The organism is Sphingobium terrigena, from assembly GCF_003591655.1.
In the GTDB taxonomy this organism is placed as follows: domain Bacteria; phylum Pseudomonadota; class Alphaproteobacteria; order Sphingomonadales; family Sphingomonadaceae; genus Sphingobium; species Sphingobium terrigena.
In genome coordinates, this window is sequence record NZ_QVRA01000003.1 from 145,188 (window position 1) to 171,197 (window position 26,010).

Below are 26,010 nucleotides of genomic sequence, written 5' to 3' on the forward strand. Positions count from 1 at the left end.
ACAGGCGGAAAGAGGGCCACCTTATCCACCTTGTCCCCCCTCAAGATTTGCTTGCGCGCAATCGGCCTGGTCGATCCCATATCGGCGGCCTACGCCCACAGGACGGTACAACATGGCCCTACCCTATCGCAGTTTCGGATTTCAGGTGCTGGTCGGCATGGTCGCGGGGCTGGCGCTGGGCCTTGTCGCGCGCCAGATCGGCGCTGGGCCGGATGGCGATCTCAACGGACTGGCGACCACGCTTAAGACGGTCGGATCGATCTTCGTTTCGTTGCTCAAGGCTATCGTGCCGCCTTTGGTGTTCGCCGCCATCGTCGCGTCGATCGCCAATCTGCGCGCGCTCGACAATGGCGCGCGGCTGGCGGGGCAGACATTGCTGTGGTTCGCCATCACCGCGCTGATCGCGGTCATCATCGGCCTGGCCATCGGCATCATCACCCAGCCGGGCGTGGGGCTGAGCAATGCGGCGCTGGTCGCCAAGCCGCCATCGTCGGTCGGCGGCTGGCTCGATTTCCTCAAAGGACTGGTGCCGGGCAACAGCCTGGCGCTGTCAGGCAGCACCAAGATCGGCGAGGATGGCGCGGCCAGCACCAGCATCAGCTTCAACATCTTGCAATTGCTGGTCATCGCCATCGCGGTGGGCCTGGCGACGCTTAAAGTCGGGGAGAAGGCCGACCCCTTCCTCGCCTTCGTCCGCTCCCTGCTGGCGGTGGTGCGCGCGCTGCTGGGCTGGGTCATCCGCCTGACGCCGATCGGGTCGGCGGGGCTGATTGGGGCTGCGGTCGCCACCTATGGCTGGGACGCGCTGGCGCGGCTGGGTGTGTTCACCGGCGCCATCTATCTGGGTTTGGCGATCGTCCTGCTGATCGTTTACCCCACGCTGCTGATCGCCCATGGTTTGAAACCCCTGCCCTTCTTCGCCAAGGCCTGGCCCGCCATCCAGTTGGGCTTCGTCTCCCGCTCCTCGGTCGGCACCCTGCCCGTCACGGAAGCTGTCACCGAGCGGCTGGGCGTCGACAAAAGCTACGCCGCTTTCGCCATTCCGCTGGCGTCGACCACCAAGATGGACGGCTGCGCGTCTATCTACCCCGCGCTGGCGGCGATCTTCGTCGCGGGCTTTTACGGCATCCCGCTGGGCCTGGTCGATTATGCGCTGATCGCGGTGGTATCGGTGATCGGCTCGGCGGCCACGGCGGGCCTGACCGGCGCGACGGTGATGCTGACGCTGACCCTGTCGACGCTGGGCCTGCCGCTGGAAGGCGCGGGGCTGCTGCTGGCGATCGACCCGATCCTCGACATGGGCCGCACGGCGGTGAATGTCGCGGGGCAGGTGCTGGTGGGTGTGGTCGTCGCCAAACGCGAGGGGATATTGGACGAGGGCGCTTATTATGGCGAGGGGGCGTTGGTGGGGGTTTGAAGGCGGCTTTCGGTCGTTCGGACATCCACGAGCTAGCCACAAAAGCAGACGTCCCGATCATCGATTCCGGTAGACGAAGGCACTTTCGCTCCGAGCATGAAATTTTGCCTTCACGCGCTCGCTATGGTCGCCTAACCTCCTCACATGTTCAGACAAAAAACGACGATCGTTGTGGGGGCGGGTGCCAGCTGTGAGATTGGGTTGCCTTCGGGCGATGGGCTAAAGGACCAGATTGTAAGTTTGCTCAAGCGAACCAATGACAACGCCTATGGTTTCGCCGATGGCACTATGCAGAAGGTCTTGAGGACATTTGTTGGCGCAGACGTCCATTCGTGGCAAAATAAACTACAACCCTACAAAGCTGCGGCAGAACGGATCCTACGTGGTCTACCACTCGCTCTGTCAATCGACAATTTCCTACACTCGCACCAGGACGACCCTTACCTCGTTGATCTTGGCAAGCTCTGCATCGCAATCTGCATACTTCGAGCGGAACGGTCCTCTTATTTATTCGAACGATCAAATATGTATGCCCTTCTGGATGACCGCACTGACATGCCGCGGGTATCTACGCGCAACGAGAAATTGGTAAAGACATGGTATCCGGCTTTTGCACGACTGCTCATGTCGGGCGTCCAGAGAAACAACATGAAGGAAGCGTTCGAAAACGTCCGCTTCGTCATCTTCAATTATGATCGCTGTCTTGAGCAATTTATATGGATGGCACTCCAAGATTATTTCGACATCAACGGTGAAGAGGCGGCCGAGGTGTTGGAAGAAGTTCAATTCACGCATCCATATGGCTCGCTGGGCGTTCTGCCTTGGCAAGGTAATAGCGATGCAAACTTGCCGCTGGGTGGCGGCGATGGCCTAGATTATTGGAAGATCGGAAAAAGGCTCCAGACCTTCACTGAAAGTGTTCGAAGCCAAGTTGCACAAAATGTAGCTGAAGCAGTTCACAGCGCAGACACGCTTCTCGTTTTGGGGTTCGGCTATCTGGATCAGAATCTGCAACTTTTGCGACCGCAAATGAAGGGAAATGCGCAACGCGCCATTAGCACCGCATACGGCGTATCAAATGCGGATCAACGCATCTTGAAGCAAGCTCTACTTACCCTTGGCAATCAATCCGAGGATATGACCCATCTAGAGCCAGGATCATGCAGCGAACTTTTTGACCACTTTCGCCTGATGCTCAGCCTTTCGTAAGTGGTAAAGGCAGCGCACAATCGCCAGTAGCTCTCCAAGCAAAATTCGACCTATCGCCAATCGAATCCTACCTGTCAGCTCGGACCAATAGCACGCTTTCGTGAATACCAGACCCATTCCATGACGGCAGCGTTGAAGGGGGCATTGCGATGAAGAGTGAGGATTTCGACGGGATCATTGCCGGTCTGGCCGATGCGGTTGCCTATGCCAAGGGGGAGAGCGCGCGCGGGCGCATAGTCGCTGGGTCAGACGTCAAAGCTATCCGTCAGGTGACGAAGCTGACACAGGGCGGGTTGGTCAAGGACGCTATGCCCCCTTCTTTGTCATCCTGAACTTGTTTCAGGATCCATTTCTCGTCACGAGCGGAGGCTTTTGGGGCACGATGGATGCTGAAACAAGTTCAGCATGACGAAGTTAAATGCGGTGCGTTCCACTCTCGCACCCACCCCCCACTTCGCAAAAACCCTCCTATTGCGAAGTCCACCCTGCAAAGCCGCACTCCTTCAAAACCCAACCCTACGACACTGTGAACTTCGCAACTTTCGCACCCTCACGCCGCCCTGTCCTACTGCGCTGCCATCGGCTATAGGCCGTGGCCCGAATGGCAAAAATGCGACATCAAGGCGGACCAGTGGCAGACTATCAGGTGCATATTATCGGCGGCGGGCTCGCCGGTTCCGAGGCGGCGTGGCAATTGGCGCAGGCGGGCGTCCGGGTGCGCCTGTCGGAAATGCGGGGTGCGGGTGATATGTCCCCGGCGCATCAGACCGATGGCCTCGCCGAACTCGTCTGCTCCAACAGTTTCCGGTCCGATGATGCCGACAAGAACGCCGTGGGGCTGCTGCATCAGGAAATGCGGCGGCTCGATTCCGTCATCATGGCGCAGGCGGAGCCGGCCAAGGTGCCCGCTGGCTCTGCGCTGGCGGTGGATCGGCATGTCTTTTCGGGCGGCGTCACCCGCGCGCTGGCCGAGCATCCCAACGTCACGATCGTCCGCGAACGGATCGACACGCTGCCTGCCTCCGGCATGACCATCGTGGCGACCGGCCCGCTGACCGCGCCTGCGCTGGCGACCAGCATCGGCCAGGCGGCGGGGATGGAGCATCTGGCCTTTTTCGACGCGATCGCGCCGGTCATCCACCATGACAGCATCGACATGGACCAGTGCTGGATGGCCAATCGCTGGGACAAGATTGGCCCCGGCGGTGGCGAGGGGAAGGATTATATCAATTGCCCGATGAACCGGGAGCAATATGAGGCCTTCGTCCAGGGGCTGATCGACGGCGAAAAGACCGAATTCAAGGAATGGGAGGCCAACACCCCCTATTTCGAAGGCTGTATGCCGATCGAGGTGATGGCGTCACGCGGGCCGGAAACGCTGCGTCATGGGCCGATGAAGCCAATGGGGCTGGACAATCCGCGCACCGGGCGCTGGCCCTATGCGGTGGTGCAGTTGCGGCAGGACAATGCCAGCGGGACGCTGTGGAACATGGTCGGTTTCCAGACCAAGCTAAAACATGGCGCGCAGGTCGAGCTGTTCCGCACCATACCGGGGCTGGAAAAGGCCGAATTTGCGCGGCTTGGCGGGCTGCATCGCAACACGTTCATCCAGTCGCCCAAATTGCTGGACGCCACGCTGCGGCTGAAAAGTGCGCCGCATATTCGCTTTGCCGGGCAGATGACCGGGTGCGAGGGCTATGTGGAGAGTGCCGCGATCGGCCTGCTGGCGGGGCGCTTCGCCGCGGCGGAATTGCAGGGCCGGGCAATGACGCCCCCGCCCGCCGACACGGCGCTGGGCGCGCTGCTGGGCCATGTGACCGGCAATGTCGTGAGCGCCGACTATCAGCCGATGAACGTCAATTTCGGCCTGTTCCCGACGCTGGACGATGTGAAGAAGAAGCAGCGCAAGGAGGCGTACACGTCACGCGCGCGGGCTTCGCTGGGGGCGTGGTTGGGGGAGATAGAAATCGCCTGAGAAACAACGTGCTCCCGCGCAGGCGGGAGCCTAGTTCGGGGCGTGGGACTGGGTTCCCGCCTGCGCGGGAACACATCAGCACCGGCACTTCGGCTTCACCGCCCGTTTCGGCGCGGTCGCGGCAAATTCCACCGGGGTCAGCTTGCCATCCTTGTTGCCGTCCGCCGCGCCGAAACGGTCCGATGTCGCCACCGCCCATTCCTCGAAGGACAGCAGATTGTCGCCATCCTTGTCGAGCGCCTTGAACGCCTTGGTGCGGCTGCCCAGCATTTCGATCCGGGTGATGACACCGTCGCGGTTGCGATCGTAGCGGGCGAAGCGGCGTTGTTCGCGGCTTTGCGGGCTGGCCTCAGCGGGCATGGGCGGGGCGTCGCCAGTGGCGTCGGCATCGCCTTCGGGCAGGCCTTCAATCTGCGGCGGGGGTGGCGGGGCAAGCGCGAGTTGCGGCACCGGTTGTTGGTTCGCCCGCCCCTGCCACCAGAACAGGCCGCCCGCGACCAGCAGCAGCATCGCCATCGCCCCCGCCAGCAATCGCCCCATGCCCCGTTCTCCTGTCGCCGCTTCGTCAGCCCATCCTAGCGCCCGAACAGCGCAACCCGCAACAGCCTCAGGGCAAAGGCGCGGGGCATCCCGACCGGGGCGCGACGTCCGGCCAGCACGTCCTGCCGGGCCAGGGCATAGGCGATCCGCAATGGCTTCCACTGGCGTGGCCAGGCTAGCGGGGCGTCCGTCACCAGCCCCTTCGCCAGCGCCAGCGCTTCATCGGCCAGCCGCTCATCCCCGACATGGCCGGACAAGTCCCACAGCGCCCAGACCTGCCCCGCCTGCACCAGCCAGTCGGGCGCATCCGTCTCCCCAGCCAAAGCGCGGAACAGCCCGCCGCCCCGACCCACCGCATAAGCGCGCAACCCCTCGACATCGATCTCCGGCTCCACGACCAGGATTTCCCAGCCGTCGATCATCGCGACCAGCCCCGGCGCGGCCATCGCCCCCGTCACCCGCATCGCGTCGATCACCGGCTCGCCCTGCCCTTTCAAGCCAGCCGCATCGTCGATGACGTCATTCCACCAGGCCAGCCGCATCTGCCCGATCGTCGGTTCACGGGTGGATCGCGCAATGTCCGCCAGTCGCCCGTCATAGGCCCAGATCGCCCGATGCCGAGCCGCGTCCGTTACGGCATGGGCGCTCAGCAGCGCCGCCAGCGGGGAAAGTCCATCGTCGGGCATGGGGGTTATCGGTCCTTTAACCATCTTCCTCATACACATTCTAACGAGTGTGCCTGCATAGGCGAAACGAGTTGCCCTGCCCGAACGTGGGGGGTGTTGGGCGCGACATGGGTGATTGCGGACAGATGGGCAAGCAAATCGAACAGCGCAAAGGGCTTTTGAGCCGCCTGCTGCACAATCAGGCGGGTAACGTCATGGCCATCGTGGCGGCGGCCATCATCCCGCTTGCCGCGCTGATCGGCGGCGGTCTGGACATGAGCCGCGCCTATATGGCCCGCGCCCGCCTGCAACAGGCGTGCGACGCCGCCGCGCTGGCGGGGCGCCGGGCGATGACAACGTCATCCATGACTGACGCGAACAAGGCGGAAGCAAAGAAATTCTTTGACTTCAACTTCCCCCAAGGGACGTTCCAAGCTGAGACTTTCACCCCGGTAATTCAGAGCAAGCCGAGTGAGACCACGACCGTCCAGGTGTCCGCCACGACGACCATGCCGACCACGGTGATGAAAATCTTTAACTATACGACATTGCCGCTGGAAGTGACGTGCGAGGCCCGTTTCGACATCGGCAATACCGACGTCATGCTGGTGCTGGATACCACCGGGTCGATGGCCCAGTCGATCAGCGACGGCAATGGCGGCACGACCACGCGCCTCGCCGCGCTGAAGCAGGCGGTGAAGGATTTTTACGACACGCTCGGTGCGGGGTCCGACACTACGGGGCGTATCCGCTATGGCTTCATGCCCTATAGCTCGACCGTCAATGTGGGCTATCAGCTTCCCGCCAGCTATCTGGTCGGCGGCACCACTGGCGAGACCTGGACCTATAACACACGCTGGGCGAGCTATTATTGGGAAACCGGATCGAACGACGCGACCTGTTACAAGCGCAACGGATCATCGACCTGCCACGCCACAGCACAAAATGCACTGGATGCAACGGGCGGTACCGATTTGAGCCCCTCCGCCTGCACTACTTGGCAGACGGCAAGTGCCAGCACAACCGGAACAGCGCCGAGCGATACGACGCGCACCGTGTACAGCTATGGCGGCTGGAACAACAGCACCACCAATGCGCCGTCCGGGTCCAACAATCGCGAGTGCGTGCGCAAGGAAGTGACGACCAGTAAAACCTATGCGACGTCTAATTCGCCCGGTGAAGGACGAACGCGTTACACCAACTGGACCTATGCGGACGTGGCGTTCGATACGACGGATTTCGTCGCAGGCAACAGCGTGCAGAACCCTGCCTATGAATGGGGCACCAATTCGACTTGGGCAGGGTGCATCGAAGAACGATCGACAGATAATACAATCACGGCATCGTCATCGACCAGTTCCATTCCCAGCACCGCCTATGACCTTCAGATCGACACATTGCCGATCAATACGGACACGAAATGGCGACCGCATTGGCCGGAAGTCGAATTCGACCGCAGCGGCAACAATCTAAACTCCTCCTCGCGCATCAGCGGCGGTTGGAACGCTTGCCCCAGCCAGTCGCGTCGCCTGACCAGCTATGCCGATCGCACAAGCACGCCGACCGGCCAGAGCAGCAGCTTCAACAGCTATGTCGATAGCCTAGTCGCGGTCGGTGGCACCTATCATGACATTGGCATGATCTGGGGCGCGCGCTTCCTGTCGCCGACCGGCATTTTCGCCGCTGACAACAGCAGTGCGCCCAATGGCTTCAATATCTCGCGTCATATCGTGTTCATGACCGATGGTGACATGAGCGCCTATGACGCGGTCTATGGTGCCTATGGCTATCAATTGCTCGACGGCCGGGTTGCCGCGACCAACACCGACAATACAGGGCTGACCGCGATCCATAACCGGCGGCTGGAAATGCTGTGCAACGCGGTAAAGGGCAAGGGCATCACTGTCTGGGTCATTGGCTTCCGCAACCAGTCCGAAGGCGATATTCAGGCACCATTGCAAGGCTGCGCATCCAGCAGCAATCATTGGATGATGGCCTATACCGCTGCATCGCTGACGCAGAAGTTCAAGGATATTGCCAAGAATATCGGCGGGTTGAGGCTATCGCAATGATCGGAGCCACATCACGCTTCCTCACCCGCCTGCGCGACCACAAGCGTGGCGCGACGTTGATGGAATTTGGCCTGATCGCCGCGCCGCTATGCCTGACCATAATGGGCATTGGTGACCTGGCCTATCAATCCTATCTGCGGTCAGTGACGCGCGGCGTACTGGAGCGGGCCTCTCGTTCCGCCTCGGTCGGCACGCTCAACACGACCCAGATCGACGCCTATATTTCGGCGCAGATGGCCACGATCAATGCCAAGAACGGCACGACCTCGGTGGTCAAGAAAAGCTATTACAACTTCACCCGCGTGGGCAAACCGGAGAAGATCACCACCGATACGGTGCCGCTGGGCAGCTACAATGCGGGCGACTGCTATGAAGATGTCAACGGCAACAACAGCTACGACACCAGCCTTGGTTCCAACGGTTTGGGCGGGGCCGACGACATCGTCTATTATGAAGTGACGGTGTCGATGCCGCGTATGTTCCCCATGGCCAAAATGCTGGGGTGGAGCGCGACCCAATCGGCAACCGCGACCACAATTGTCCGCAACCAGCCCTGGGCCAATCAGGCCAAGCCGACGATACGATGCTTATGAAAACCCTTTCTTTGTCCCTGCGCGGGAAACTGGTCGAGCTGCGCGACGATGCGCGCGGGCTGGCGCTGATCGAGTTCGCCTTTTCGCTGCCGGTGCTGGTCGTGCTGAGCATGGCGGGGCTGGAGACCGCCAATCTGGCGCTGGCCCACATGCGCGTCAGCCAGATTGCGATGCTGGTCGCCGACAATGCCGCCCGTGTCCGCACGTCCATCGACGAGGCGGACGTCAATGAGATCATGACCGGCGCCGAGCTTTCGTCGGATTCGCTCAAGCTGAAAGCCAATGGCCGGATTTTCCTGTCGGATCTGGAACCTAACGGGCAGACCGGCAGCAATGCCGGGCAATTTATCCGGTGGCAGCGCTGCTGGGGCAATGGTGCCTTTACGTCCAGCTATGGGGTGGCCAATGCCGGCGCGACCAATTCCAGCATGGCCAACGGAATGGGTCCCGGCACCACCGCCGCTACCAAAATCCAAGCTGCAAGCGGCAGCGCCGTGATGTTCGTGGAAGTGGCCTATAATTACCAGCCACTGGTCAGCAATACGCTGTTCGGGGCCAAGGTCATACGCTATTCCAGCGCCTTTACCGTGCGTGAGCGGACCGATCAGGCCATCAAGAATGCGGGCAATCTGGCGACGTCAGCCACCGCTGCCTGCACCTGATAGCAAAGGGGCGACCCGCAGGCCGCCCCTTCCCTTTTATTTGTAGCAGACCTTCTTGGCCGCCGCGACGACGCGGGCGGTGTCGATCAGGGCTGCCTTTTCCAGGTTCGCGGCATAGGGCAGCGGTACGTCCTCATTGGTGACGCGCAGGACCGGTGCGTCGAGATCGTCAAAGCCCTGTTCCATCACCACGGCGGCGATTTCCGACGCGATCGAGCAAGTCGGCCAGCCTTCTTCGACCACGACGAGGCGGTTGGTCTTTTTGAGGCTCTCCAGCACCGTGGCCGTATCGAGCGGGCGCAGGGTGCGCAGGTCGATGACTTCGGCGTCGATGCCCTCTGCCGCCAGCGTTTCGGCAGCTTCCAGCGCAAGGCCGACGCCGATCGAATAGCTGACCAGTGTGACGTCGCTGCCCGATCGCATGATCCGCGCCTTGCCGATCGGCAGGACATAATCATCGACCTTGGGCACGTCGAAGCTGCGGCCGTAGAGCAGTTCGTTTTCGAGGAACACGACCGGATCCTGACTGCGGATCGCGGCCTTGAGCAGACCCTTGGCGTCCGCCGCGTCATAGGGCGCGATGACGATCAGGCCGGGGACGGCGGCATACCAGGGGGCGTAATTCTGGCTATGCTGCGCGCCAACGCGGCTGGCCGCGCCGTTGGGACCACGAAACACGATCGGGCAACGCATCTGGCCGCCCGACATATAATTGGTCTTGGCCGCCGAGTTGATGATGTGGTCGATCGCCTGCATGGCGAAGTTGAACGTCATGAACTCGACGATCGGGCGCAGGCCGCCCATCGCCGCGCCGGTGCCGATACCGGCAAAGCCATATTCGGTGATCGGCGTGTCGATGACCCGTTTGGCACCAAATTCGTCGAGCAGACCCTGTGTGACTTTATAGGCACCCTGATATTCGGCGACTTCCTCACCGATCACGAACACGCGCTCGTCGGCGCGCATTTCCTCGGCCATGGCGTCGCGCAGTGCTTCGCGGACCGTGGTTTTGACATATTCGGTGCCTTCGGGAAGGCTGGGATCAGCCACGGTCGCCTTGACCGCGACCGGCTTTTTCGGCGCTTCGGGCGCGGCTTCGACCTTGGCGGGCGCTGCGGCCTTGGGGGCGGGCGCAGCTTCCTCGCCACCGTCGCCCGCCATTTCGGCGATGACGGTGCCGACCTTCACGCCTTCAGTGCCTTCGGCAATCATGATCTTGCCGATCTTGCCTTCGTCGACCGCCTCGAACTCCATCGTCGCCTTGTCGGTTTCGATTTCGGCCAGGATGTCGCCCGAACGGACGTCATCGCCTTCCTTGACCAGCCACTTGGCCAGCGTGCCCTCTTCCATCGTCGGCGAGAGCGCCGGCATCTTGATTGCGATACCCATTAATATTGCTCCACCAGCACGTCTGTATAGAGTTCGGCCATGTCCGGCTCAGGCGAGGTTTCGGCGAAATCGGCCGCTTCGCTGACGATCTTGCGGATGTCCTGGTCGATCTTCTTGAGTTCATCCTCACCCACGCCTTGCGCGGCGAGATAGGCTTTGACGCCCTCGATCGGGTCGGACTTGTCGCGCATCGCCTGGACTTCCTCACGCGACCGATATTTGGCCGGGTCGGACATGGAGTGGCCACGATAGCGATAGGTTTTCATTTCCAGCAGGATCGGGCCATTGCCGCCCTGCACCCATTTGAGCGCTTCCTCGGTCGCGCCGCGAACGGCCAGCACGTCCATGCCGTTGACCTGGATACCGGGAATGCGGAAACTTTCGCCCCGGCGATAGAGCTGGTCCTCGGCCGATGAGCGGTTGACGCTGGTGCCCATCGCGTATTGATTATTTTCGATGACGAAAATGATCGGGAGCTTCCACAGTTCGGCCATGTTGAAGGATTCATAGACCTGGCCCTGGTTGGCCGCGCCATCGCCGAAATAGGCGACGCATACGCCGCCATCGCCATTATATTTGTGGGCAAAGCCGAGGCCTGCGCCCAGCGACACCTGCGCGCCGACAATGCCATGGCCGCCGAAAAATTTATGTTCGACGCTGAACATATGCATCGAACCGCCCTTGCCGCGGGAAATGCCCGCTTCACGGCCCGTCAGTTCGGCCATGATGACATTGGGGTCGATACCATAGGCCAGCATGTGGCCATGGTCGCGATAGCCGGTAATCACGCTGTCCTTGCCGGGCTTGAGCGCCGACTGGATGCCGACCGCGACCGCTTCCTGGCCGATATAGAGGTGACAGAAGCCACCGATGAGGCCGAGGCCGTAAAGCTGCCCGGCCTTTTCCTCGAAACGGCGGATGAGGACCATCTGCCGGTAGAATTCCAGCAACTCTTCCTTGGATGCCTTGTAATCAGTGGGAGTTTCAGGGCGAGGCCGGTTATGGTCCGCGCCGGCAGCGGGTGCAGCCGCCTTTGCCGTTGCGCGTGAAGGACGCGGCGTCGTTGGTTTCGCCAAGGCTCTTATCCTTTTGCGTGGGGTAGGATGGAAGGAAGGGCGATATAGCGGCAGAACCGCCAATAATGCAACGGCGGACCCCGTGGAATCGGGGCATAACCAATGGCAGACGCAAAAATATGATGGGTCGGGGCGCGCTGCGTCAAATGTGAGGCAGTCGCGCGCTCCAACTTTTTATTGTCGCATCGTTTCAGGCGGAAACCCGGTTCCCACTTTTCCGCACGATGCTCAGTTGAGCGGAACGATCACTTCATCATGATGGATGACGCCAAGCTGGCGGCGGATCAGTTCGTCGGCCAGATCGGGATCGACGCGGCGGGGATCAAGCGCTTCGACGCGGTTGCGCAATTCTGCTTGCGCGGCCTTGGTCGTTTTCAGTTCCGCCTTGGCCGCGCGCAGCTGGCGCGAATAGTCGCCCCACGCCAGCACCCCGTTCGACCCCAGCACGACATAACCGGCAAAGACGAGCAGGAGCAGCAGCGCGACCGCCGGGCCAAAGGCCGAGAAAAGAAGGGAACGAAGCTTCGCGATATGCGCCATGGCCAAGATGAATCACAGGGAGGGGCTGGCCGCAAGTAAAAAATGGTTAACTTGCGGCCAACCGAATCCTGACGGATTTTAGCGGAAGATCGAGCGCCCGGCGTAAACCGCGATGTCGCCCAATTCTTCCTCGATACGGATGAGCTGGTTATACTTTGCGAGCCGGTCGGAGCGCGCCAGCGAACCGGTCTTGATCTGGCCGCAGTTGGTGGCGACGGCTAGGTCGGCGATGGTCGCATCCTCGGTCTCGCCCGAACGATGCGACATGACGGCGGTGTAGCGCGCGCGATGCGCCATGTTGACCGCCGCCAGCGTTTCGGTGAGCGTGCCGATCTGGTTGACCTTGACCAGCAGCGAATTGGCCAGCCCCATGTCGATGCCCATGGCCAAACGCTTGGGATTGGTCACGAACAGGTCGTCGCCGACCAGCTGGACCGAACCGCCAATCTTGTCGGTCAGCGCCTTCCAGCCCTCGAAATCATCCTCGCTCATGCCATCCTCGATCGATTTGATCGGATAGTCGGCGCACAGCGCAGCAAGATAATCGGCCATTTCGACCGGGCTGAGCGACAGGCCTTCGCCCGAAATCTCATATTTGCCGTTCTTGAAAAATTCGGTCGCGGCGCAATCGAGCGCCAGCACGACGTCGTCGCCCGGCTTGTAGCCCGCCTTCTCGATCGACAGCATGATGAAGTCGAGCGCGTCGCGGGTCGATGCGATGTTGGGGGCAAAGCCGCCCTCGTCACCGACCGAGGTTGCCAGACCCTTGTCATGCAGGCCTTTTTTCAGGGTGTGGAAGATTTCCGAGCCGATCCGCACGGCGTCCGCGATGCTTTCGGCACCGACCGGCATGATCATGAATTCTTGGAAGTCGATCGGATTGTCGGCATGTTCGCCGCCATTGATGATGTTCATCATCGGCACCGGCAGGACATGCGAGGAAACCCCGCCGACATAGCGATAGAGCGGCAGGCCGCGTGCGTCCGCTGCCGCCTTCGCCACCGCCAGGCTGACGCCCAGGATCGCGTTCGCACCCAGGTTCGATTTATTGTCGGTGCCGTCGAGTTCGATCATCGCGGCGTCGATTTCGCCCTGATCCTCGGCATCATAGCCGACCAGCGCATCGGCAATCTGGACATTGACCGCTTCAACGGCACCCAGCACGCCCTTGCCCAGATAGCGCGACTTGTCGCCGTCGCGCTTTTCCACCGCTTCATAGGCACCGGTCGATGCGCCCGACGGCACGGCGGCGCGGCCGAAGCTGCCATCCTCAAGGCTGACATCGACTTCGACTGTTGGGTTGCCCCGGCTGTCGAAGATCTGGCGGGCGTGAATGTCGAGAATGGCGGTCATGGTCGCTCCCTGAAATATGGCCTGCGCTGCGGCAGGACACCTATTTTCGCGCTCCGCTTAGCCAGCGACCCGGTGCTTTGCAATGCAGGGGGCTTGCATGGGCCGAAAAAATGCCGATGGTCGAAATTGGAACGGCTACGGAACTGTGAGCGACCGCAAAGCATTTGATCAAAATATCATTTGCAGCGTCGCGCGCCCAAGCCGCGCAACCGAAAGGGAGACTTAGGACCATGGCCGACACGCCCGAAACCCCGCCCGCCAAGACCGTAGCGAAGAAGCCGGTCGGTAGGCCGCGCAAGGCCAAGCCGGTTGAAGCGGCTGCTGCCAGCGTGCCTGCGGTGACGCCAGTCAAGCCGACGAAAGTTCGCAAAACGCCCGTGCGCAAAACTCCGGTTGCCAAGACGGCCAAGAAGCCGGGCAATGGCGCAGCCTCAACTGGCTGGGCCGCGCAGATTGCCCCGATCAAGGCGAAGGCTGAAAAGGCTGCCAAGTCCGCGACCGACGCGCTGGGCGCTGTCGATTGGAAGTCGCATATCGACCCGATCAAGGAACAGGCTGGCAAAACCGCCAAATCCGCCGCGGGCGTCGCCAAGGACAAGACAGGCACCGCCATGCAGAGCCTGGCCAAGCTGATTGCCGATACGGCCGGCACGGTCGATGCCAAGCTCGGTCCACAATATGGCGATTATGCCCGACAGGCCGCCGAATCGGTCGCTGGTGCAGCGGACTCGCTCGACAGCAAGGATGTCGATCAGTTGATGACCGAAGCGCGCGACTTTGTGCGCAAAAGCCCGGCGGTTGCGATCGGCGCGGCGGCAGTGGTCGGTTTTGTGCTGATGCGTCTGGCCAAGGGTTCGGACAGCGACGCCTGACATCTGCGCAAAAGCCCCGGCAAGCGGGGCGGAGGGTGATTTGACAGAGATGCCAGCGGAAACGGCGGTGACGCCGCACGCCGACGGGCCGGACGATAGCGCGCCCGATGAATCGGTGCGCGACGTCTTTGCCCGCCTTTATGCCGATGGTCGTGCCTATGCGGCGGCGGAAGCGGACAAGCAGAAGGCGCGCGCTGGCCTGATCGGCGCAGGCGTTCGCGATGCGGCGATCTTTGCCGGGGTCGCGATCATGCTGGTCTTTGCCACGCTGGTCGCTTTCCTGATCGGCCTGATCATCGCGCTGGCGCCACAGCTTGGCCCGCTTTGGGCGACCTTTGCGGTGCTGGGTGCCAGCCTGCTGGTGGCGATCGGCCTGTTGTTGCTGGCCAAGGCGAGGATTTCCCGCATGAAGAAAGCGATTACGCCATGAGCGGTGCAGGGCGCTATCAAGAAGCTGTCGCGCGGGCCGAGGCGGCGAAACAAAGCCTGATTTCCAGCGCTCAGACGGCCAAAGCGCGTATCACGCCCGCCCGGCTGAAGCAGGATGCCACAGCCAAAGTGGTGGATGTTGCCATGGACGGGATGGCCTATGCTGCGGCCACCGCGCGCCAGCGGCCAGCCATGGTTGGCGCGGCTGGAGCCGCCATCCTCCTCTTCCTGGCCCGTCGCCCGCTGGCGGCACTTTTCGGTCGGCTGGGCGTTCAAAATGACGAGACAAACCCCGACCATTCGGAGACTGATGATGGCTGATATTCGCGCCCAACTGAGCCGCGTCCGCGAAGCGGCGAATGATGTCGCGACGAGCGCGACCGACAAGATCAAGGATGGCACGGAAAAGGCGCGCGAAGGCGCGGGCGAACTGATCCAGACCAGCCGGGAAAAGGCAAGCGAAGCCTATGGCGACGCACGCGACCGCACGCAGAAGGTCGCGGCGCGGGCCAACCAGATCGTGCAGGAGCATCCGGTCGTCGCTGTCGCTGGCGCAGTCGCGGCGGGCGCAGTGATCGCTTGGATGTTCCCCAAGAGCCGCGCAGCGATGAAAGCTCTGCCCGGCCTGGCCAGCGCCGCTGGCGCGCGCGTGGTCGAGGCAGCGCTGGCTGCGCGGTCGGTTGCGTCGGATGGCGCGGAAACGATCAAGCAGGGCGCAAGCGATCTGGCCGCCACCGCGCGCAAGACCGCCGCATCGAGCGACCTGCCCGCCAAGGCTTCGCACATTACCGACGATGTCGTCGCGATGGTCAGCGCCAAGGTCGACGCTCTGGCCGAAGCGATCAAGGCGCGATTGCCGAAAAACTAATCGCTACGGCGGCAAAAGCACGCAGTTGCGCCCTTTGCCCCCCTTGGATGGACGTTGCACCGCTGCTAGGGTCAGCGTTCACCCAAGCGAGGATAAGATAACACCATGAGCAAAATGCATCTGGTGATGGGCGGTCGCGTTACCGATCCACAGACACTGGAATTTCAGGACCTGAGCAAGGTCGATCTGGTCGGCGTGTTCCCTGACTATGCGTCGGCCGAAAAAGCGTGGCGCGGGGCAGCACAGCGGACGGTCGATGACGCGGAAATGCGCTATGTGATCGTGCATCTGCACCGGCTGCTGGAACCGGACCTGCCGTCGGCTTGAAACATGGAGTCAAAACCGCTCAAGATTGCACACAGCCCGGTTCTATTCGCCTTGCAGGGCCATCGCATATGGAACGGCCTCCTCCTTCGGTGTCATGCTGAACTTGTTTAGCTGCACTGGCCTTCGGCTCAGCATCCATTTCTCGTCACGAGCGGCGGCTTTTGGGGCACGATGGATCCTGAAATAAATTCAGGATGACGTTGTAGGGATAACGAAAAGTCATGTGCGATTCCCTTGCCTTGCAAGGGAGGATTGGTAATTGCGAAGAACCAATTGATACGACTTCAGTTCAGCGGCTGGGGCGGTTTGCGGAAGCGCCAGCGCAGCAGCGGGCGCGTCAGCACCAGCCCCACCAGAAAGCCGCCAATATGCGCGGCGATGGCGATCTGGCCCAGGTCGCCCAATCCACCCGCAGTCGCGATGCCGATCATCAGTTGCAGGCCGATCCACGCCGCCGCCAGCCAGAGCAGGCGCACGATATTAGCCGATAGCGGCCCGATGCGGCGCACCGTCTGCTGGCTGTAGAGCAAGGCATAGGTCGCCATGATTGCCGAAATCGCGCCGCTCGCGCCAACCATGGGATTGGTCGATCCGGGATCGATCGCCCATTGCGCCGCGCAGGCGCCATAAGCGCCAACGAGGTAAAGGCAGAGCGTACCCCCCTTCCCCAGCACCTGTTCGACCTGCCGGCCGCAAAAGACCAGCATCAGCAGGTTAAAGCCGATATGCAGCCAGCCTGCGTGGATCAGCGCGCAGCTGAGCGGGGTCAGCCAGGCCGGGACCGCCGCCATGCCCTCCAGCAAGGCAGGGTCGCCAATCCGCGCCGGGATGAAGCCGCCAATGATGGCGGCGTCATCGGTGCGGCCGGTGAAATGGAGCAGCAGGAATGCGACGAAAGTGATCGCCGCAATCCCGTTGGTCATCCTGCCTGCGGGTAATTTCACGGTCAGATGAAGGCGATTTTTTCGACCTGGTAGAATTTGTCGCCCGCCGGGACCGACACTTCCACATCCTCGCCCACCGTGCGACCGATCAGCGCGCGGCCAAGCGGGCTGTTATAGGAAATCATGCCAAGCTTGGCATCGGCTTCGGCTTGCCCCACGATCTGATATTTTACTGCCTTGTCATCCTCATCGAGCAAGGTGACGGTCGCGCCGAACACGATCTTGTCGCCCGACAGGCTCTTGGGATCGATGATCTGCGCGCGCGACAGCTTGTCCTCCAGGTCGGAGATGGTCGCTTCGACCTGGCCCTGCCGTTCCTTGGCGGCGTGATATTCGGCATTTTCCGACAGATCGCCATGGGCGCGCGCCTCTTCGATGGCGTCGACGATCAATGGCCGTTCAGCCTTGAGTTCGCGGAGCTGCGTCATGAGCTTGTCATAGCCCATCTGCAACATCGGCATCTTCTCAACGGTCGCCATTATGCAAATCCTTCGTCAAAACTTCCCTTTGGCGGCGACCAACATGGTGCCACCCGCAGCGTGTGTCCTTGTGCAGGGGATCAGGCTTGCGACAGGGGATAATAGGACTGGAGCGACCGCACTTCAAGGGGATGGTCCCGTAAAGCCTCGATCGCGTCAGCGGCGGCGACGCTGGCGGCGGCGGTGGTGAAACTGGCAATCTTCGCCCGTAGAGCCGATGTGCGGATCGCCTTGCTGTCCTTCAGGGACTGCCAGCCTTCGGTGGTGTTGAAGATCAGCTGCACATCGCCGTCGGTGATGCGGTCGACAATGTGCGGGCGGCCCTGTGCCACCTTGTTGACCGTTTCCACCGCCAGGCCATTATCGGCCAGGAAAGTGGCGGTGCCGCCGGTCGCGATGATGCGGAAGCCCATGGCGGCGAGCTTCTTGGCGGCGGGCAGGATGACCTGCTTGTCACCGTCCTTCAGCGAGATGAACACCGTGCCGCTGGTCGGCAACATGGTGCCAGCGCCGATCTGCGCCTTGGCAAAGGCGGTCGCGAAATCGCTATCGATTCCCATGACTTCACCGGTGCTTTTCATTTCCGGTGACAGGACCGGATCGACGCCGGGGAAGCGACCGAAGGGGAATACCGCTTCCTTGACCGCGACATGGTTGATGGCGTTGCGGTCGATCACCGGCAGGTTTTCCAGCATCTCGCCTGCCATCACCCGCGCCGCGATCTTGGCGATGGGGGTGCCGATCGCCTTGGCGACGAAGGGGACAGTGCGGCTGGCGCGCGGGTTGACCTCGATCAGGTAAACCGTGCCATCCTTGACCGCGAACTGGATGTTCATCAGGCCGCGGACCGACAGGGCATGGGCCAAAATTTCGGTCTGCCGTTCGATTTCCGCGATGATATCATTGCTGAGGCTATAGGGCGGCAGCGAGCAGGCGCTGTCGCCCGAATGGACGCCGGCTTCCTCGATATGCTGCAACACACCCGCCACCACGACATCGACGCCATCGCACAGCGCATCGACATCCACCTCGATCGCGTCGCGCAGATATTGGTCGATCAGCACGGGCGATTCGCCCGATACCAGCACGGCGGTGGTGATATATTCTTCCAGTTGCGCCTGCCCGTCGACAATCTCCATCGCCCGGCCGCCCAGCACATAGCTGGGGCGCATGAGGACGGGATAGCCGATGCGGTTGGCAACCGCGATCGCCTCCTCCCGGCTGCGGGCAATGCCATTGTCGGGCTGGCGTAGCTTGAGCTTGTCGATCAGCGCGGCGAAACGCTCGCGATCTTCGGCCAGATCGATGGCGTCGGGCGATGTGCCCAGGATCGGGATGCCCGCATCCTCCAGCGCCTGCGCCAGCTTGAGCGGGGTCTGGCCGCCAAACTGGACGATGACGCCCTTCAACGTGCCGTTCGACTTTTCGATGTCGAGGATTTCCAGCACATCTTCGGCGGTCAGCGGCTCGAAATAGAGGCGGTCCGACGTGTCATAGTCGGTGGACACGGTTTCGGGGTTGCAGTTGACCATGATGGTTTCATAGCCGACGTCGCTCAGCGCGAAGCAGGCATGGACGCAGCAATAGTCGAACTCGATCCCCTGCCCGATCCGGTTCGGCCCGCCGCCCAGGATGACGACCTTCTCGCGGTCGGTCGGGGCGGATTCATTCTCCGCTTCCCCGAAAATCGGCGCTTCATAGGTCGAATACATATAGGGCGTTTTTGCCTCAAACTCGGCGGCGCAAGTGTCGATGCGCTTGAACACCGGGCGCACGCCCAACTTGTGGCGCAGCGCGCGCACCTCATCCTCGGTCACGCCGCCGGTCATCGCCTTGACCGCTTCGTGGATCAGGCCGGACCCGCGCGCAATGCCGCGTTCCATACCGCGCAGATTGGCGGATTTGAGCGCGAGATAGGCGAGGCGCTTGTCGGAAAAGCCCATGGATTTCAGGCGACGCATCCCGTCCGCATCGCGCGGCAGGCCGTTTTCGATGACTTCGCCCTCCGCCTCGACAATCTCCTTGATCCGTTCGAGGAACCAGGGGTCGAATTTGGCAATATTGTGGATTTCGGCGACGGTCAGCCCTTCACGCAACGCCTGCGCCGCGACCAGCAGCCGGTCCGGCGTGGGCTGCGACAAAGCGGCGATGATGTCGTCCTTGGGCGCGCCGACCAAATGATCGACATCGTTAAAGCCGCACAGGCCCGTTTCCAGACCGCGCAGCGCCTTCTGCATCGATTCATGGATGTTGCGACCAATCGCCATGACTTCGCCGACCGACTTCATCGCGGTGCCGAGCAAAGGCTCTGCGCCCTTGAACTTTTCGAACGCGAAGCGGGGGATCTTGGTCACGACATAGTCGATGGTCGGCTCGAAGCTGGCAGGCGTCGCGCCGGTAATGTCGTTGGTGATCTCGTCGAGCGTGTAACCGACGGCCAGCTTGGCCGCGACCTTGGCGATCGGGAAGCCGGTCGCCTTCGACGCCAGCGCCGAGGAGCGCGACACGCGCGGGTTCATCTCGATCACGATGAGGCGGCCATCCTTGGGATTGACCGCGAACTGTACGTTGGAACCGCCTGTTTCGACGCCGATTTCACGCAGCACCGCAATGGATGCGTTGCGCATGATCTGATATTCCTTGTCGGTCAGCGTCAGCGCCGGGGCGACGGTGATGCTGTCCCCGGTATGGACGCCCATCGGATCGACATTTTCGATCGAGCAGATGATGATGCAATTGTCCGCCCGGTCGCGGACCACCTCCATCTCATATTCTTTCCAGCCGAGCAGCGATTCCTCGATCAGCACTTCGGTGGTGGGCGATGCGTCCAGGCCACCGCGCACGATGGTCATGAACTCGTCGCGATTATAGGCGATGCCGCCGCCGGTGCCGCCCATGGTGAAGCTGGGGCGGATGATCGAAGGAAGCCCCGTAAACTCCAGCGCCTCCAGCGCCTCCTCCATGGAGTGGGCGATGCGCGAACGGGCGGATTCAAGGCCGATCTTGTCCATGGCGTCGCGGAACTTGATCCGGTCCTCCGCCTTGTTGATGGCTTCGGCATCCGCGCCGATCATTTGGACGCCGTACTTCTCCAGCGTGCCGTCATTGAACAGCGCCAGCGCAGTGTTGAGCGCGGTCTGCCCGCCCATTGTCGGCAGCACCGCGTCCGGCCGCTCCTTCTCGATGATCTTCGCTACAATCTCTGGCGTGATCGGCTCGACATAAGTGGCGTCGGCAAATTCCGGGTCGGTCATGATCGTGGCCGGATTGGAATTGACCAGGATGATGCGATAGCCCTCCTCTTTCAACGCCTTCACCGCCTGCGTGCCCGAATAATCGAACTCACACGCCTGGCCGATGATGATCGGCCCAGCGCCGATGATGAGGATGGAGGAGATGTCGGTGCGTTTGGGCATTATGATGCTTTCAATACAGCAGCGAGTGCAGCTAAAAAAGTTGCCAATTGAACAATGTTGGCAAAAGCAGGATCACGGATCAAACCAATGATCCCGGATTTAGGCACATCTGGAACGTCAATGAGAATTTTTACAGATTTTATGAATCCGATTACTTGCTGTTTTTCAGAATTTGATAAAATTGATTCCGACAAATCTTCAATTTCGCTAAGAATTTTTTGTATTTCCGCGACCTGTTCGATCGAAATTTCTCTTACTCTCTGATCATCGCCATCACCGGAAAAAATATCTGAAATTTCATGAGCGCCTTTTTCATTGATATGAAAATATTCCGTTTCGTCACGAATAGTGGTGTCAAGATATCCAAAATCTGCCAAGCGACGAAGCGTACGCCTTGTGACTAAACTGTCAGACTTTAAATGGGCTCGTAAGCGTCCGCTTGTTATCCAGCCCGTCGAACGAAGATCATCAAAATACCCATAATCGTGGATATCATCATAGCTTGCTTCTACAATACCTCGAAGCGTTCGTAGCTCCCAAGCATTGAGTTTGGCGTGGACGAGTTCATCCGCCATCAATGCACCGCCCCCGTCCGAGCCTCGCACCCCCAGCCGTCATATTCGACGCCACAGAGTATCTCGATCTGGAGGCACTTCTTCGTCAGCGCGCGGATCGACGCCTCATCTACCGCCTGTTCGCATTCCAGGAAGAGGAACAGGTCGCCATCCTCATCCTCTTCGCGATCGAGTTCGACCATGCCGAACTGGCTGGCGATTTCCAGGACGCGGTCGAAATCCTTGTCGTTGCCCTTGAAGCTGACATCCACGGCGCGCGGGATCATCGCCTTGTCGCCATTGGCGGCGAGGTTGGCGAGGACTTCGCGGTCCGCTTCCCATTCGGCGGCCAGGCGCGCTTCATCGACGGGGGGCAGCTTGATGCTCATGCCGCCACCGCTTTTTTGAGGCCATCGACGAAGCGCTGGAACAGGTAGAAGCTGTCCTGCGGGCCGGGCGAGGCTTCGGGGTGATACTGGACCGAGAAGGCGTTTTTGTCAGTGAGCGCAATGCCGCAATTGCTGCCGTCGAACAGCGAAATGTGCGTCGAACGCACATTGGCGGGGAGCGTGGCGGCATCGACCGCAAAGCCATGGTTCATGCTGGTAATCTCGACCAGCCCGTCCTCCAGCCGCTTGACCGGATGGTTCGCGCCACGATGGCCCTGATGCATCTTGATCGTCTTGGCACCCACGGCAAGGCCGAGCAACTGGTGGCCAAGGCAGATGCCGAACACGGGAATGTCCGCGTCCAGCACCTGCCGGATCACCGGCACGGCGTATGCGCCGGTCGCGGCTGGATCGCCCGGACCGTTGGAAAGGAACACGCCATCGGGGCCAAGCGCCGACACCTGATCGAAGGTCGCGGTGGCGGGCAGCACGGTGACGCGCGCGCCGGCCTTTACGAGGTTGCGGAAGATATTGTTCTTCGCGCCATAGTCGATGGCAACGACATGGGGGCGGCTATCATCCCCCTCCCGCTTGCGGGAGGGGTTAGGGGAGGGCATGTCCGGGGTGTCGGCTGTAACAGCCCCTCCCCCGACCCCTCCCGCAAGCGGGAGGGGAGAAGAATAGCCCACGCCCAGCGTCCATGGTCCGCCTTCCCACAACCGGCTGTCCTTGCCCGTCACTTCGATGGCGAGGTCCATGCCCTCCAAGCCCGGCCAGGCGGCAGCCCTGGCGGCCAGCGCGGCGAGATCGAACGCGCCATCGGGATCATGGGCGATGACGATATTGGGCGCGCCCTTTTCGCGGATCATGCGGGTCAGCGCACGGGTATCGACGCCCGACAGGCCGATGCGGCCATGATCGCGCATCCAGTCGTCAAATGGCTGGACGTTGCGGAAATTGCTCGGCTCGGTCACGTCCTGCCGCACGACGCAGCCCAGCGCGAAGGGCGTGTCCGCCTCGACATCGTCGGCATTGGTGCCGACATTACCGATATGAGGGAAGGTGAAGGTCACGACCTGGCCCGCATAGCTGGGGTCGGTCATGATTTCCTGATAGCCGGTAATGGCGGTGTTGAAGCAAAGCTCGCCCACCGCTTCGCCCACAGCGCCGAAACCACGGCCGAACACGACGGAACCATCGGCGAAAACCAATACCCCTGTCGCTCCTTTGGGCACAATGAGGGTCTTGGCGTCAGCCATGGTCGGGTGGTCCTTTTTTGCTTTTGCGGGGTCCCGTCTGGTGCGGGTTAAACGGCCGGTCACCTATGCCTGTGCGGCGTCGCGGTCAACGCCTGTTAAAAATCTCTTTTGGCACTATATCTGCTCCTTTCCGAATAACGACAGGATTCGCTTCGCCATGATTCGCGATACCATCAAGAGCGCCCAGATCACAGCCATGAAGGCGGGCGACAAGGACCGTCTGGCCGCCGTGCGCCTGATCATGGCCAAGCTGAAGGACCGCGACATCGAACTGCGCGTGGCCAGCAATGTGCCGGACGACGATGTGGTGGTGGTCGAAGTGCTGCAAAAGATGGTCAAGCAGCGCCGCGAATCGATCGACATGTTCAAGAGCGGCGGGCGCGACGAACTGGCCGCCAAGGAACAGAGCGAGCTGGAAGTGATCGAAAGCTTCCTGCCGCAACAGCTGAGCGAGGACGAGACGAAGGCAGCGATCGAAGGGATCAAGGCCGAGGTCGGCGCAGCGAGCGTCAAGGATATGGGCAAGGTGATGGCGGTGCTGAAGGAACGGCACGGCCAGGTGATCGACATGAGCAAGGCCAGCGCACTGGTGAAGGCGGCGCTTAGCTGAACTGAACTGGCGCTTGTGGTTCCCCTCCCGCTTGCGGGAGGGGTCAGGGGAGGGCATGTTTGACCCCAATGGACAAAGGCTATGCCCGCCCCACCGCAAGAGCGCGCGCCCTGCGCAACAATGCGACGGACGCCGAGCGCGTGCTGTGGCAGGCGATCAGCGCGCGCAAACTGTCCGGCATCCGGTTCAACCGCCAGGTGCCTGTCGGCCCTTTCATCTGCGACTTCGTGGCGCGATCCATAGGTCTGGTGATTGAGGTTGATGGCGGCCAGCATGATGATGCCGTCGATGCGGAACGGACGCGCTATATCGAAGCACAGGGATTTCGCGTGATCCGTTTCTGGAACAATGATGTGTTGGGCAATTTGGACGGGGTGATCGAGGACATTATGCGCGTCGTGGCGGACATGCCCTCCCCTGACCCCTCCCGCAGGCGGGAGGGGAGTTCATGTCGCTAACCCCCGCCTTTCTCGACGAATTGCGTGCGCGCACGTCGCTGTCCACGCTGATCGGGCGTACCGTGAAGGTGCAGAAGGCCGGGCGCGAGTATAAGGCGTGCTGTCCGTTCCATAACGAGAAAACCCCCAGCTTCACGATCAACGACGAGAAGGGCTTTTACCACTGCTTCGGCTGCGGGGCGCATGGCGATGCGATCCGGTGGATGACCGATCAGCGCGGCCTGCCCTTCATGGAGGCGGTCAAGGAGCTGGCGCAGGCGGCGGGGATGGATGTCCCCGCGCCCGATCCGCGCGCGGCGCAGCGGGCGGAGGCGGCCAAGGGGCTGCATGATGCGATGGCGGCGGCGCAGGGCTTTTTCGAGGAGCAACTGGGCGGGATCGAGGGCGCGGAAGCGCGGGCTTATCTGGGCAAGCGCGGGATCAGCGATGCGACGCGGCGGGTGTTCGGTTTTGGCTATTCGCCCGATGGACGCGGGCGCCTGAAAACCGCGCTCAAGGAATTTGGCGAGCCGATGCTGGTTGAGGCGGGTCTCCTCATAAACCCGGACGGCGAACGCGACACCTATGACCGTTTCCGTGGTCGGCTGATGCTACCGATCCGGGACATTCGCGGGCGGGTGATTGCTTTTGGCGGGCGGATTTTGGGCGCGGGGGAACCGAAATATCTCAATTCCCCCGACACGCCTTTGTTCGACAAGGGGCGTACCCTCTACAATATCGACCGCGCCTCCCCCGCCAGCCGCAACACCGGCCGGGTGATCGTGGTCGAAGGCTATATGGACGTGATCGCGCTGGCGCAGGCGGGCTTTGGCGATGCGGTCGCGCCGCTGGGAACTGCGCTGACCGAGCATCAGATCGAGCGATTGTGGAAGATGGTCGAAGTGCCGATCCTGTGCTTCGATGGCGATTCGGCGGGGCAGAAGGCGGCGATCCGCGCGGCGATACGCGCCCTGCCCCTGCTGCGCCCCGGTCATAGCCTGGCCTTTGCGACGCTGCCGGCGGGCAAAGACCCCGACGACCTGATCCGCGCCGAAGGGCCAGCGGCGATGGACGCGGTGCTGGCCGCCGCGCAGCCGCTGGTCGACCGGCTGTGGAGCCATGAACAGGGTGCCGCGCCGCTCGACACGCCGGAGCAGAAAGCGGCGCTCAAGCAAAGGCTGGCCGCGATTACCGAGGCGATTGGCCATCCCGACGTGCGCGCTCATTATGCCCACGCGTTCCGTGAACGCTATGACGCGCTGTTTTTCGCCCGTCCTGCCTTCAATAGTGCGCCCCGTGGGCAAGGCACCCGCAATGCCGGGCGGTGGCAGCGCGACAAGAAGGGCAATTGGAAGCCACCTATCGGTCCACCCTTACAAGAGGCGCGCGCCATCGGCGCGACGGGGATGGAACAACGCTTGCTCCGCGCGATTCTGGCCAGTTTGCTGCGCCATCCCGACCAGATTGTCCGCCATCGCGAGACGCTGGCGAGCCTGCATGTGGCCGATCGGGCGCTGGGTCAATTGCTCGCCGCGATGATTGCTGCTTCCTTTCGCAAAGAAACAGTTGAAACCGATGGCCTCCTTACCATATTGGGGCCAGGTGAAGTGTATAATATGGCGAAGGGGATGCTTCGGGCCGACACGTTCACATTCACCCCCCACAGGATGACAACCGACGCCGATCGCGTGACCCGCGATCTGGAAGAGGCCATTGGGGTGATGGCGCAGGGACCGGAGCTGGACGCTGCGCTGGCGGAGGCGACGAGACGGGCGAGGGATGACCTCAACGAGGAAAGCTATGCCGAGCAGCAACGGGTCCATCGACTGAAAATGGACCATGAAAGCCGCCTGGCGGAACTGGCGCAGTCCGACGACATTGAATGAGATGGTCGTTCCGATATGGAACGAGGGATTTATATGATCGCTCCCGCAA

27 protein-coding genes are annotated in these 26,010 nt (G+C 61.6%); 15 read left to right on the plus strand and 12 right to left on the minus strand.

Annotation, left to right across the window (positions count from 1 at the left end; translation table 11 throughout):
* The first annotated feature begins 112 nt into the window (after positions 1-112).
* The 4 genes from D0Z70_RS04640 to trmFO all read left to right on the plus strand — a co-directional run bounded on the left by D0Z70_RS04640 (position 113) and on the right by trmFO (position 4,601).
* Positions 113-1,417 (plus strand): dicarboxylate/amino acid:cation symporter, encoded by a 1,305-nt coding sequence (locus D0Z70_RS04640; RefSeq protein ID WP_119744265.1) that lies wholly within the window; start codon positions 113-115, stop codon positions 1,415-1,417.
* Positions 1,418-1,561: 144 nt separating this feature from the next.
* Positions 1,562-2,626, plus strand: a complete 1,065-nt coding sequence (locus tag D0Z70_RS04645) for a hypothetical protein (protein WP_119744266.1) — start codon at positions 1,562-1,564, stop codon at positions 2,624-2,626.
* A 149-nt stretch (positions 2,627-2,775) separates the two neighbouring features.
* Complete coding sequence (locus tag D0Z70_RS04650) at positions 2,776-2,958, plus strand: hypothetical protein (RefSeq protein WP_119744268.1); 183 nt, start codon at positions 2,776-2,778, stop codon at positions 2,956-2,958.
* A gap of 278 nt (positions 2,959-3,236) precedes the next feature.
* Positions 3,237-4,601, plus strand: a complete 1,365-nt coding sequence (trmFO, locus tag D0Z70_RS04655) for a methylenetetrahydrofolate--tRNA-(uracil(54)-C(5))-methyltransferase (FADH(2)-oxidizing) TrmFO (RefSeq protein ID WP_239018813.1) — start codon at positions 3,237-3,239, stop codon at positions 4,599-4,601.
* A 75-nt stretch (positions 4,602-4,676) separates the two neighbouring features.
* Here the strand turns inward: trmFO and D0Z70_RS04660 are convergent, their stop codons facing one another.
* Both D0Z70_RS04660 and D0Z70_RS04665 read right to left on the minus strand, forming a co-directional pair.
* Entirely contained in the window at positions 4,677-5,141 is a 465-nt protein-coding gene (locus D0Z70_RS04660; RefSeq protein WP_119744271.1) for an EF-hand domain-containing protein, read from the minus strand.
* A 35-nt stretch (positions 5,142-5,176) separates the two neighbouring features.
* Positions 5,177-5,827: a hypothetical protein gene (locus D0Z70_RS04665; RefSeq protein WP_119744273.1), complete on the minus strand. Its 651-nt coding sequence runs from the start codon at positions 5,825-5,827 to the stop codon at positions 5,177-5,179.
* Positions 5,828-5,934: 107 nt separating this feature from the next.
* Here D0Z70_RS04665 and D0Z70_RS04670 point away from each other — a divergent pair, with 107 nt between their 5' ends.
* From D0Z70_RS04670 to D0Z70_RS04680, 3 genes are read left to right on the plus strand one after another with little or no spacing between them, the layout of a single operon-like run.
* Complete coding sequence (locus tag D0Z70_RS04670; RefSeq protein WP_119744275.1) at positions 5,935-7,878, plus strand: pilus assembly protein TadG-related protein; 1,944 nt, start codon at positions 5,935-5,937, stop codon at positions 7,876-7,878.
* Complete coding sequence (locus tag D0Z70_RS04675; protein WP_119744277.1) at positions 7,875-8,471, plus strand: TadE/TadG family type IV pilus assembly protein; 597 nt, start codon at positions 7,875-7,877, stop codon at positions 8,469-8,471. The genes D0Z70_RS04670 and D0Z70_RS04675 overlap by 4 nt, the downstream gene beginning before the upstream one ends.
* Positions 8,468-9,133, plus strand: coding sequence for a TadE/TadG family type IV pilus assembly protein (locus tag D0Z70_RS04680; RefSeq protein ID WP_119744279.1), 666 nt, complete (start codon positions 8,468-8,470; stop codon positions 9,131-9,133). The genes D0Z70_RS04675 and D0Z70_RS04680 overlap by 4 nt, the downstream gene beginning before the upstream one ends.
* A gap of 36 nt (positions 9,134-9,169) precedes the next feature.
* Here D0Z70_RS04680 and D0Z70_RS04685 read toward each other — a convergent pair whose 3' ends face one another.
* The 4 genes from D0Z70_RS04685 to eno all read right to left on the minus strand — a co-directional run bounded on the left by D0Z70_RS04685 (position 9,170) and on the right by eno (position 13,491).
* Complete coding sequence (locus tag D0Z70_RS04685; RefSeq protein WP_119744280.1) at positions 9,170-10,522, minus strand: pyruvate dehydrogenase complex E1 component subunit beta; 1,353 nt, start codon at positions 10,520-10,522, stop codon at positions 9,170-9,172.
* The gene (pdhA, locus tag D0Z70_RS04690) at positions 10,522-11,598 is read right to left on the minus strand and encodes a pyruvate dehydrogenase (acetyl-transferring) E1 component subunit alpha (protein WP_119744282.1); all 1,077 of its coding nucleotides are present in this window, start codon (positions 11,596-11,598) and stop codon (positions 10,522-10,524) included. Before pdhA ends, D0Z70_RS04685 begins: the two co-directional genes overlap by 1 nt.
* Before the next feature lie 228 nt (positions 11,599-11,826).
* A complete protein-coding gene (locus D0Z70_RS04695) occupies positions 11,827-12,138 on the minus strand; it encodes an FtsB family cell division protein (protein WP_119744283.1) in 312 nt (103 codons plus the stop codon).
* 78 nt (positions 12,139-12,216) lie between these two features.
* Entirely contained in the window at positions 12,217-13,491 is a 1,275-nt protein-coding gene (gene eno / locus D0Z70_RS04700) for a phosphopyruvate hydratase (protein WP_119744284.1), read from the minus strand.
* A gap of 230 nt (positions 13,492-13,721) precedes the next feature.
* On the opposite strand from eno, the gene D0Z70_RS04705 reads away from it, so the two are divergent.
* The 5 genes from D0Z70_RS04705 (at position 13,722) to D0Z70_RS04725 (ending at position 15,987) form a co-directional block, all read left to right on the plus strand.
* Complete coding sequence (locus D0Z70_RS04705) at positions 13,722-14,363, plus strand: hypothetical protein (RefSeq protein WP_119744285.1); 642 nt, start codon at positions 13,722-13,724, stop codon at positions 14,361-14,363.
* A 40-nt stretch (positions 14,364-14,403) separates the two neighbouring features.
* Positions 14,404-14,793, plus strand: a complete 390-nt coding sequence (locus D0Z70_RS04710; RefSeq protein WP_119744286.1) for a phage holin family protein — start codon at positions 14,404-14,406, stop codon at positions 14,791-14,793.
* The gene (locus D0Z70_RS04715) at positions 14,790-15,113 is read left to right on the plus strand and encodes a hypothetical protein (protein WP_119744287.1); all 324 of its coding nucleotides are present in this window, start codon (positions 14,790-14,792) and stop codon (positions 15,111-15,113) included. The genes D0Z70_RS04710 and D0Z70_RS04715 overlap by 4 nt, the downstream gene beginning before the upstream one ends.
* Positions 15,106-15,660: a DUF883 family protein gene (locus tag D0Z70_RS04720; RefSeq protein WP_119744288.1), complete on the plus strand. Its 555-nt coding sequence runs from the start codon at positions 15,106-15,108 to the stop codon at positions 15,658-15,660. The genes D0Z70_RS04715 and D0Z70_RS04720 overlap by 8 nt, the downstream gene beginning before the upstream one ends.
* Before the next feature lie 105 nt (positions 15,661-15,765).
* Complete coding sequence (locus tag D0Z70_RS04725) at positions 15,766-15,987, plus strand: DUF4170 domain-containing protein (RefSeq protein ID WP_119744289.1); 222 nt, start codon at positions 15,766-15,768, stop codon at positions 15,985-15,987.
* Positions 15,988-16,271: 284 nt separating this feature from the next.
* Here the strand turns inward: D0Z70_RS04725 and D0Z70_RS04730 are convergent, their stop codons facing one another.
* The 6 genes from D0Z70_RS04730 to carA form a co-directional block, all read right to left on the minus strand.
* Positions 16,272-16,910, minus strand: a complete 639-nt coding sequence (locus tag D0Z70_RS04730) for a rhomboid family intramembrane serine protease (protein WP_119744290.1) — start codon at positions 16,908-16,910, stop codon at positions 16,272-16,274.
* A gap of 23 nt (positions 16,911-16,933) precedes the next feature.
* On the minus strand, positions 16,934-17,410 hold the full coding sequence (gene greA, locus D0Z70_RS04735; protein ID WP_119744291.1) for a transcription elongation factor GreA: 477 nt from the start codon (positions 17,408-17,410) through the stop codon (positions 16,934-16,936).
* An 80-nt stretch (positions 17,411-17,490) separates the two neighbouring features.
* Positions 17,491-20,826 carry a carbamoyl-phosphate synthase large subunit gene (carB, locus tag D0Z70_RS04740; protein ID WP_119744292.1) on the minus strand — a complete coding sequence of 1,112 codons (3,336 nt, stop codon included), beginning with the start codon at positions 20,824-20,826 and terminating at the stop codon, positions 17,491-17,493.
* Positions 20,826-21,401: a hypothetical protein gene (locus tag D0Z70_RS24555; protein ID WP_147418737.1), complete on the minus strand. Its 576-nt coding sequence runs from the start codon at positions 21,399-21,401 to the stop codon at positions 20,826-20,828. The genes carB and D0Z70_RS24555 overlap by 1 nt, the downstream gene beginning before the upstream one ends.
* A complete protein-coding gene (locus tag D0Z70_RS04745; protein WP_006963288.1) occupies positions 21,401-21,769 on the minus strand; it encodes a ribonuclease E inhibitor RraB in 369 nt (122 codons plus the stop codon). Before D0Z70_RS04745 ends, D0Z70_RS24555 begins: the two co-directional genes overlap by 1 nt.
* Positions 21,766-23,028 carry a glutamine-hydrolyzing carbamoyl-phosphate synthase small subunit gene (gene carA / locus D0Z70_RS04750; protein ID WP_119744293.1) on the minus strand — a complete coding sequence of 421 codons (1,263 nt, stop codon included), beginning with the start codon at positions 23,026-23,028 and terminating at the stop codon, positions 21,766-21,768. The genes D0Z70_RS04745 and carA overlap by 4 nt, the downstream gene beginning before the upstream one ends.
* A 157-nt stretch (positions 23,029-23,185) precedes the next feature.
* Between carA and D0Z70_RS04755 the strand changes: the two genes are divergently transcribed.
* The 3 genes from D0Z70_RS04755 (at position 23,186) to dnaG (ending at position 25,961) form a co-directional block, all read left to right on the plus strand.
* Positions 23,186-23,638 carry a GatB/YqeY domain-containing protein gene (locus tag D0Z70_RS04755; protein WP_119744436.1) on the plus strand — a complete coding sequence of 151 codons (453 nt, stop codon included), beginning with the start codon at positions 23,186-23,188 and terminating at the stop codon, positions 23,636-23,638.
* Between the two features lie 68 nt (positions 23,639-23,706).
* On the plus strand, positions 23,707-24,096 hold the full coding sequence (locus D0Z70_RS04760) for an endonuclease domain-containing protein (protein ID WP_119744294.1): 390 nt from the start codon (positions 23,707-23,709) through the stop codon (positions 24,094-24,096).
* Positions 24,087-25,961, plus strand: a complete 1,875-nt coding sequence (gene dnaG / locus D0Z70_RS04765; protein WP_119744295.1) for a DNA primase — start codon at positions 24,087-24,089, stop codon at positions 25,959-25,961. Before D0Z70_RS04760 ends, dnaG begins: the two co-directional genes overlap by 10 nt.
* Positions 25,962-26,010 lie beyond the last annotated feature (49 nt).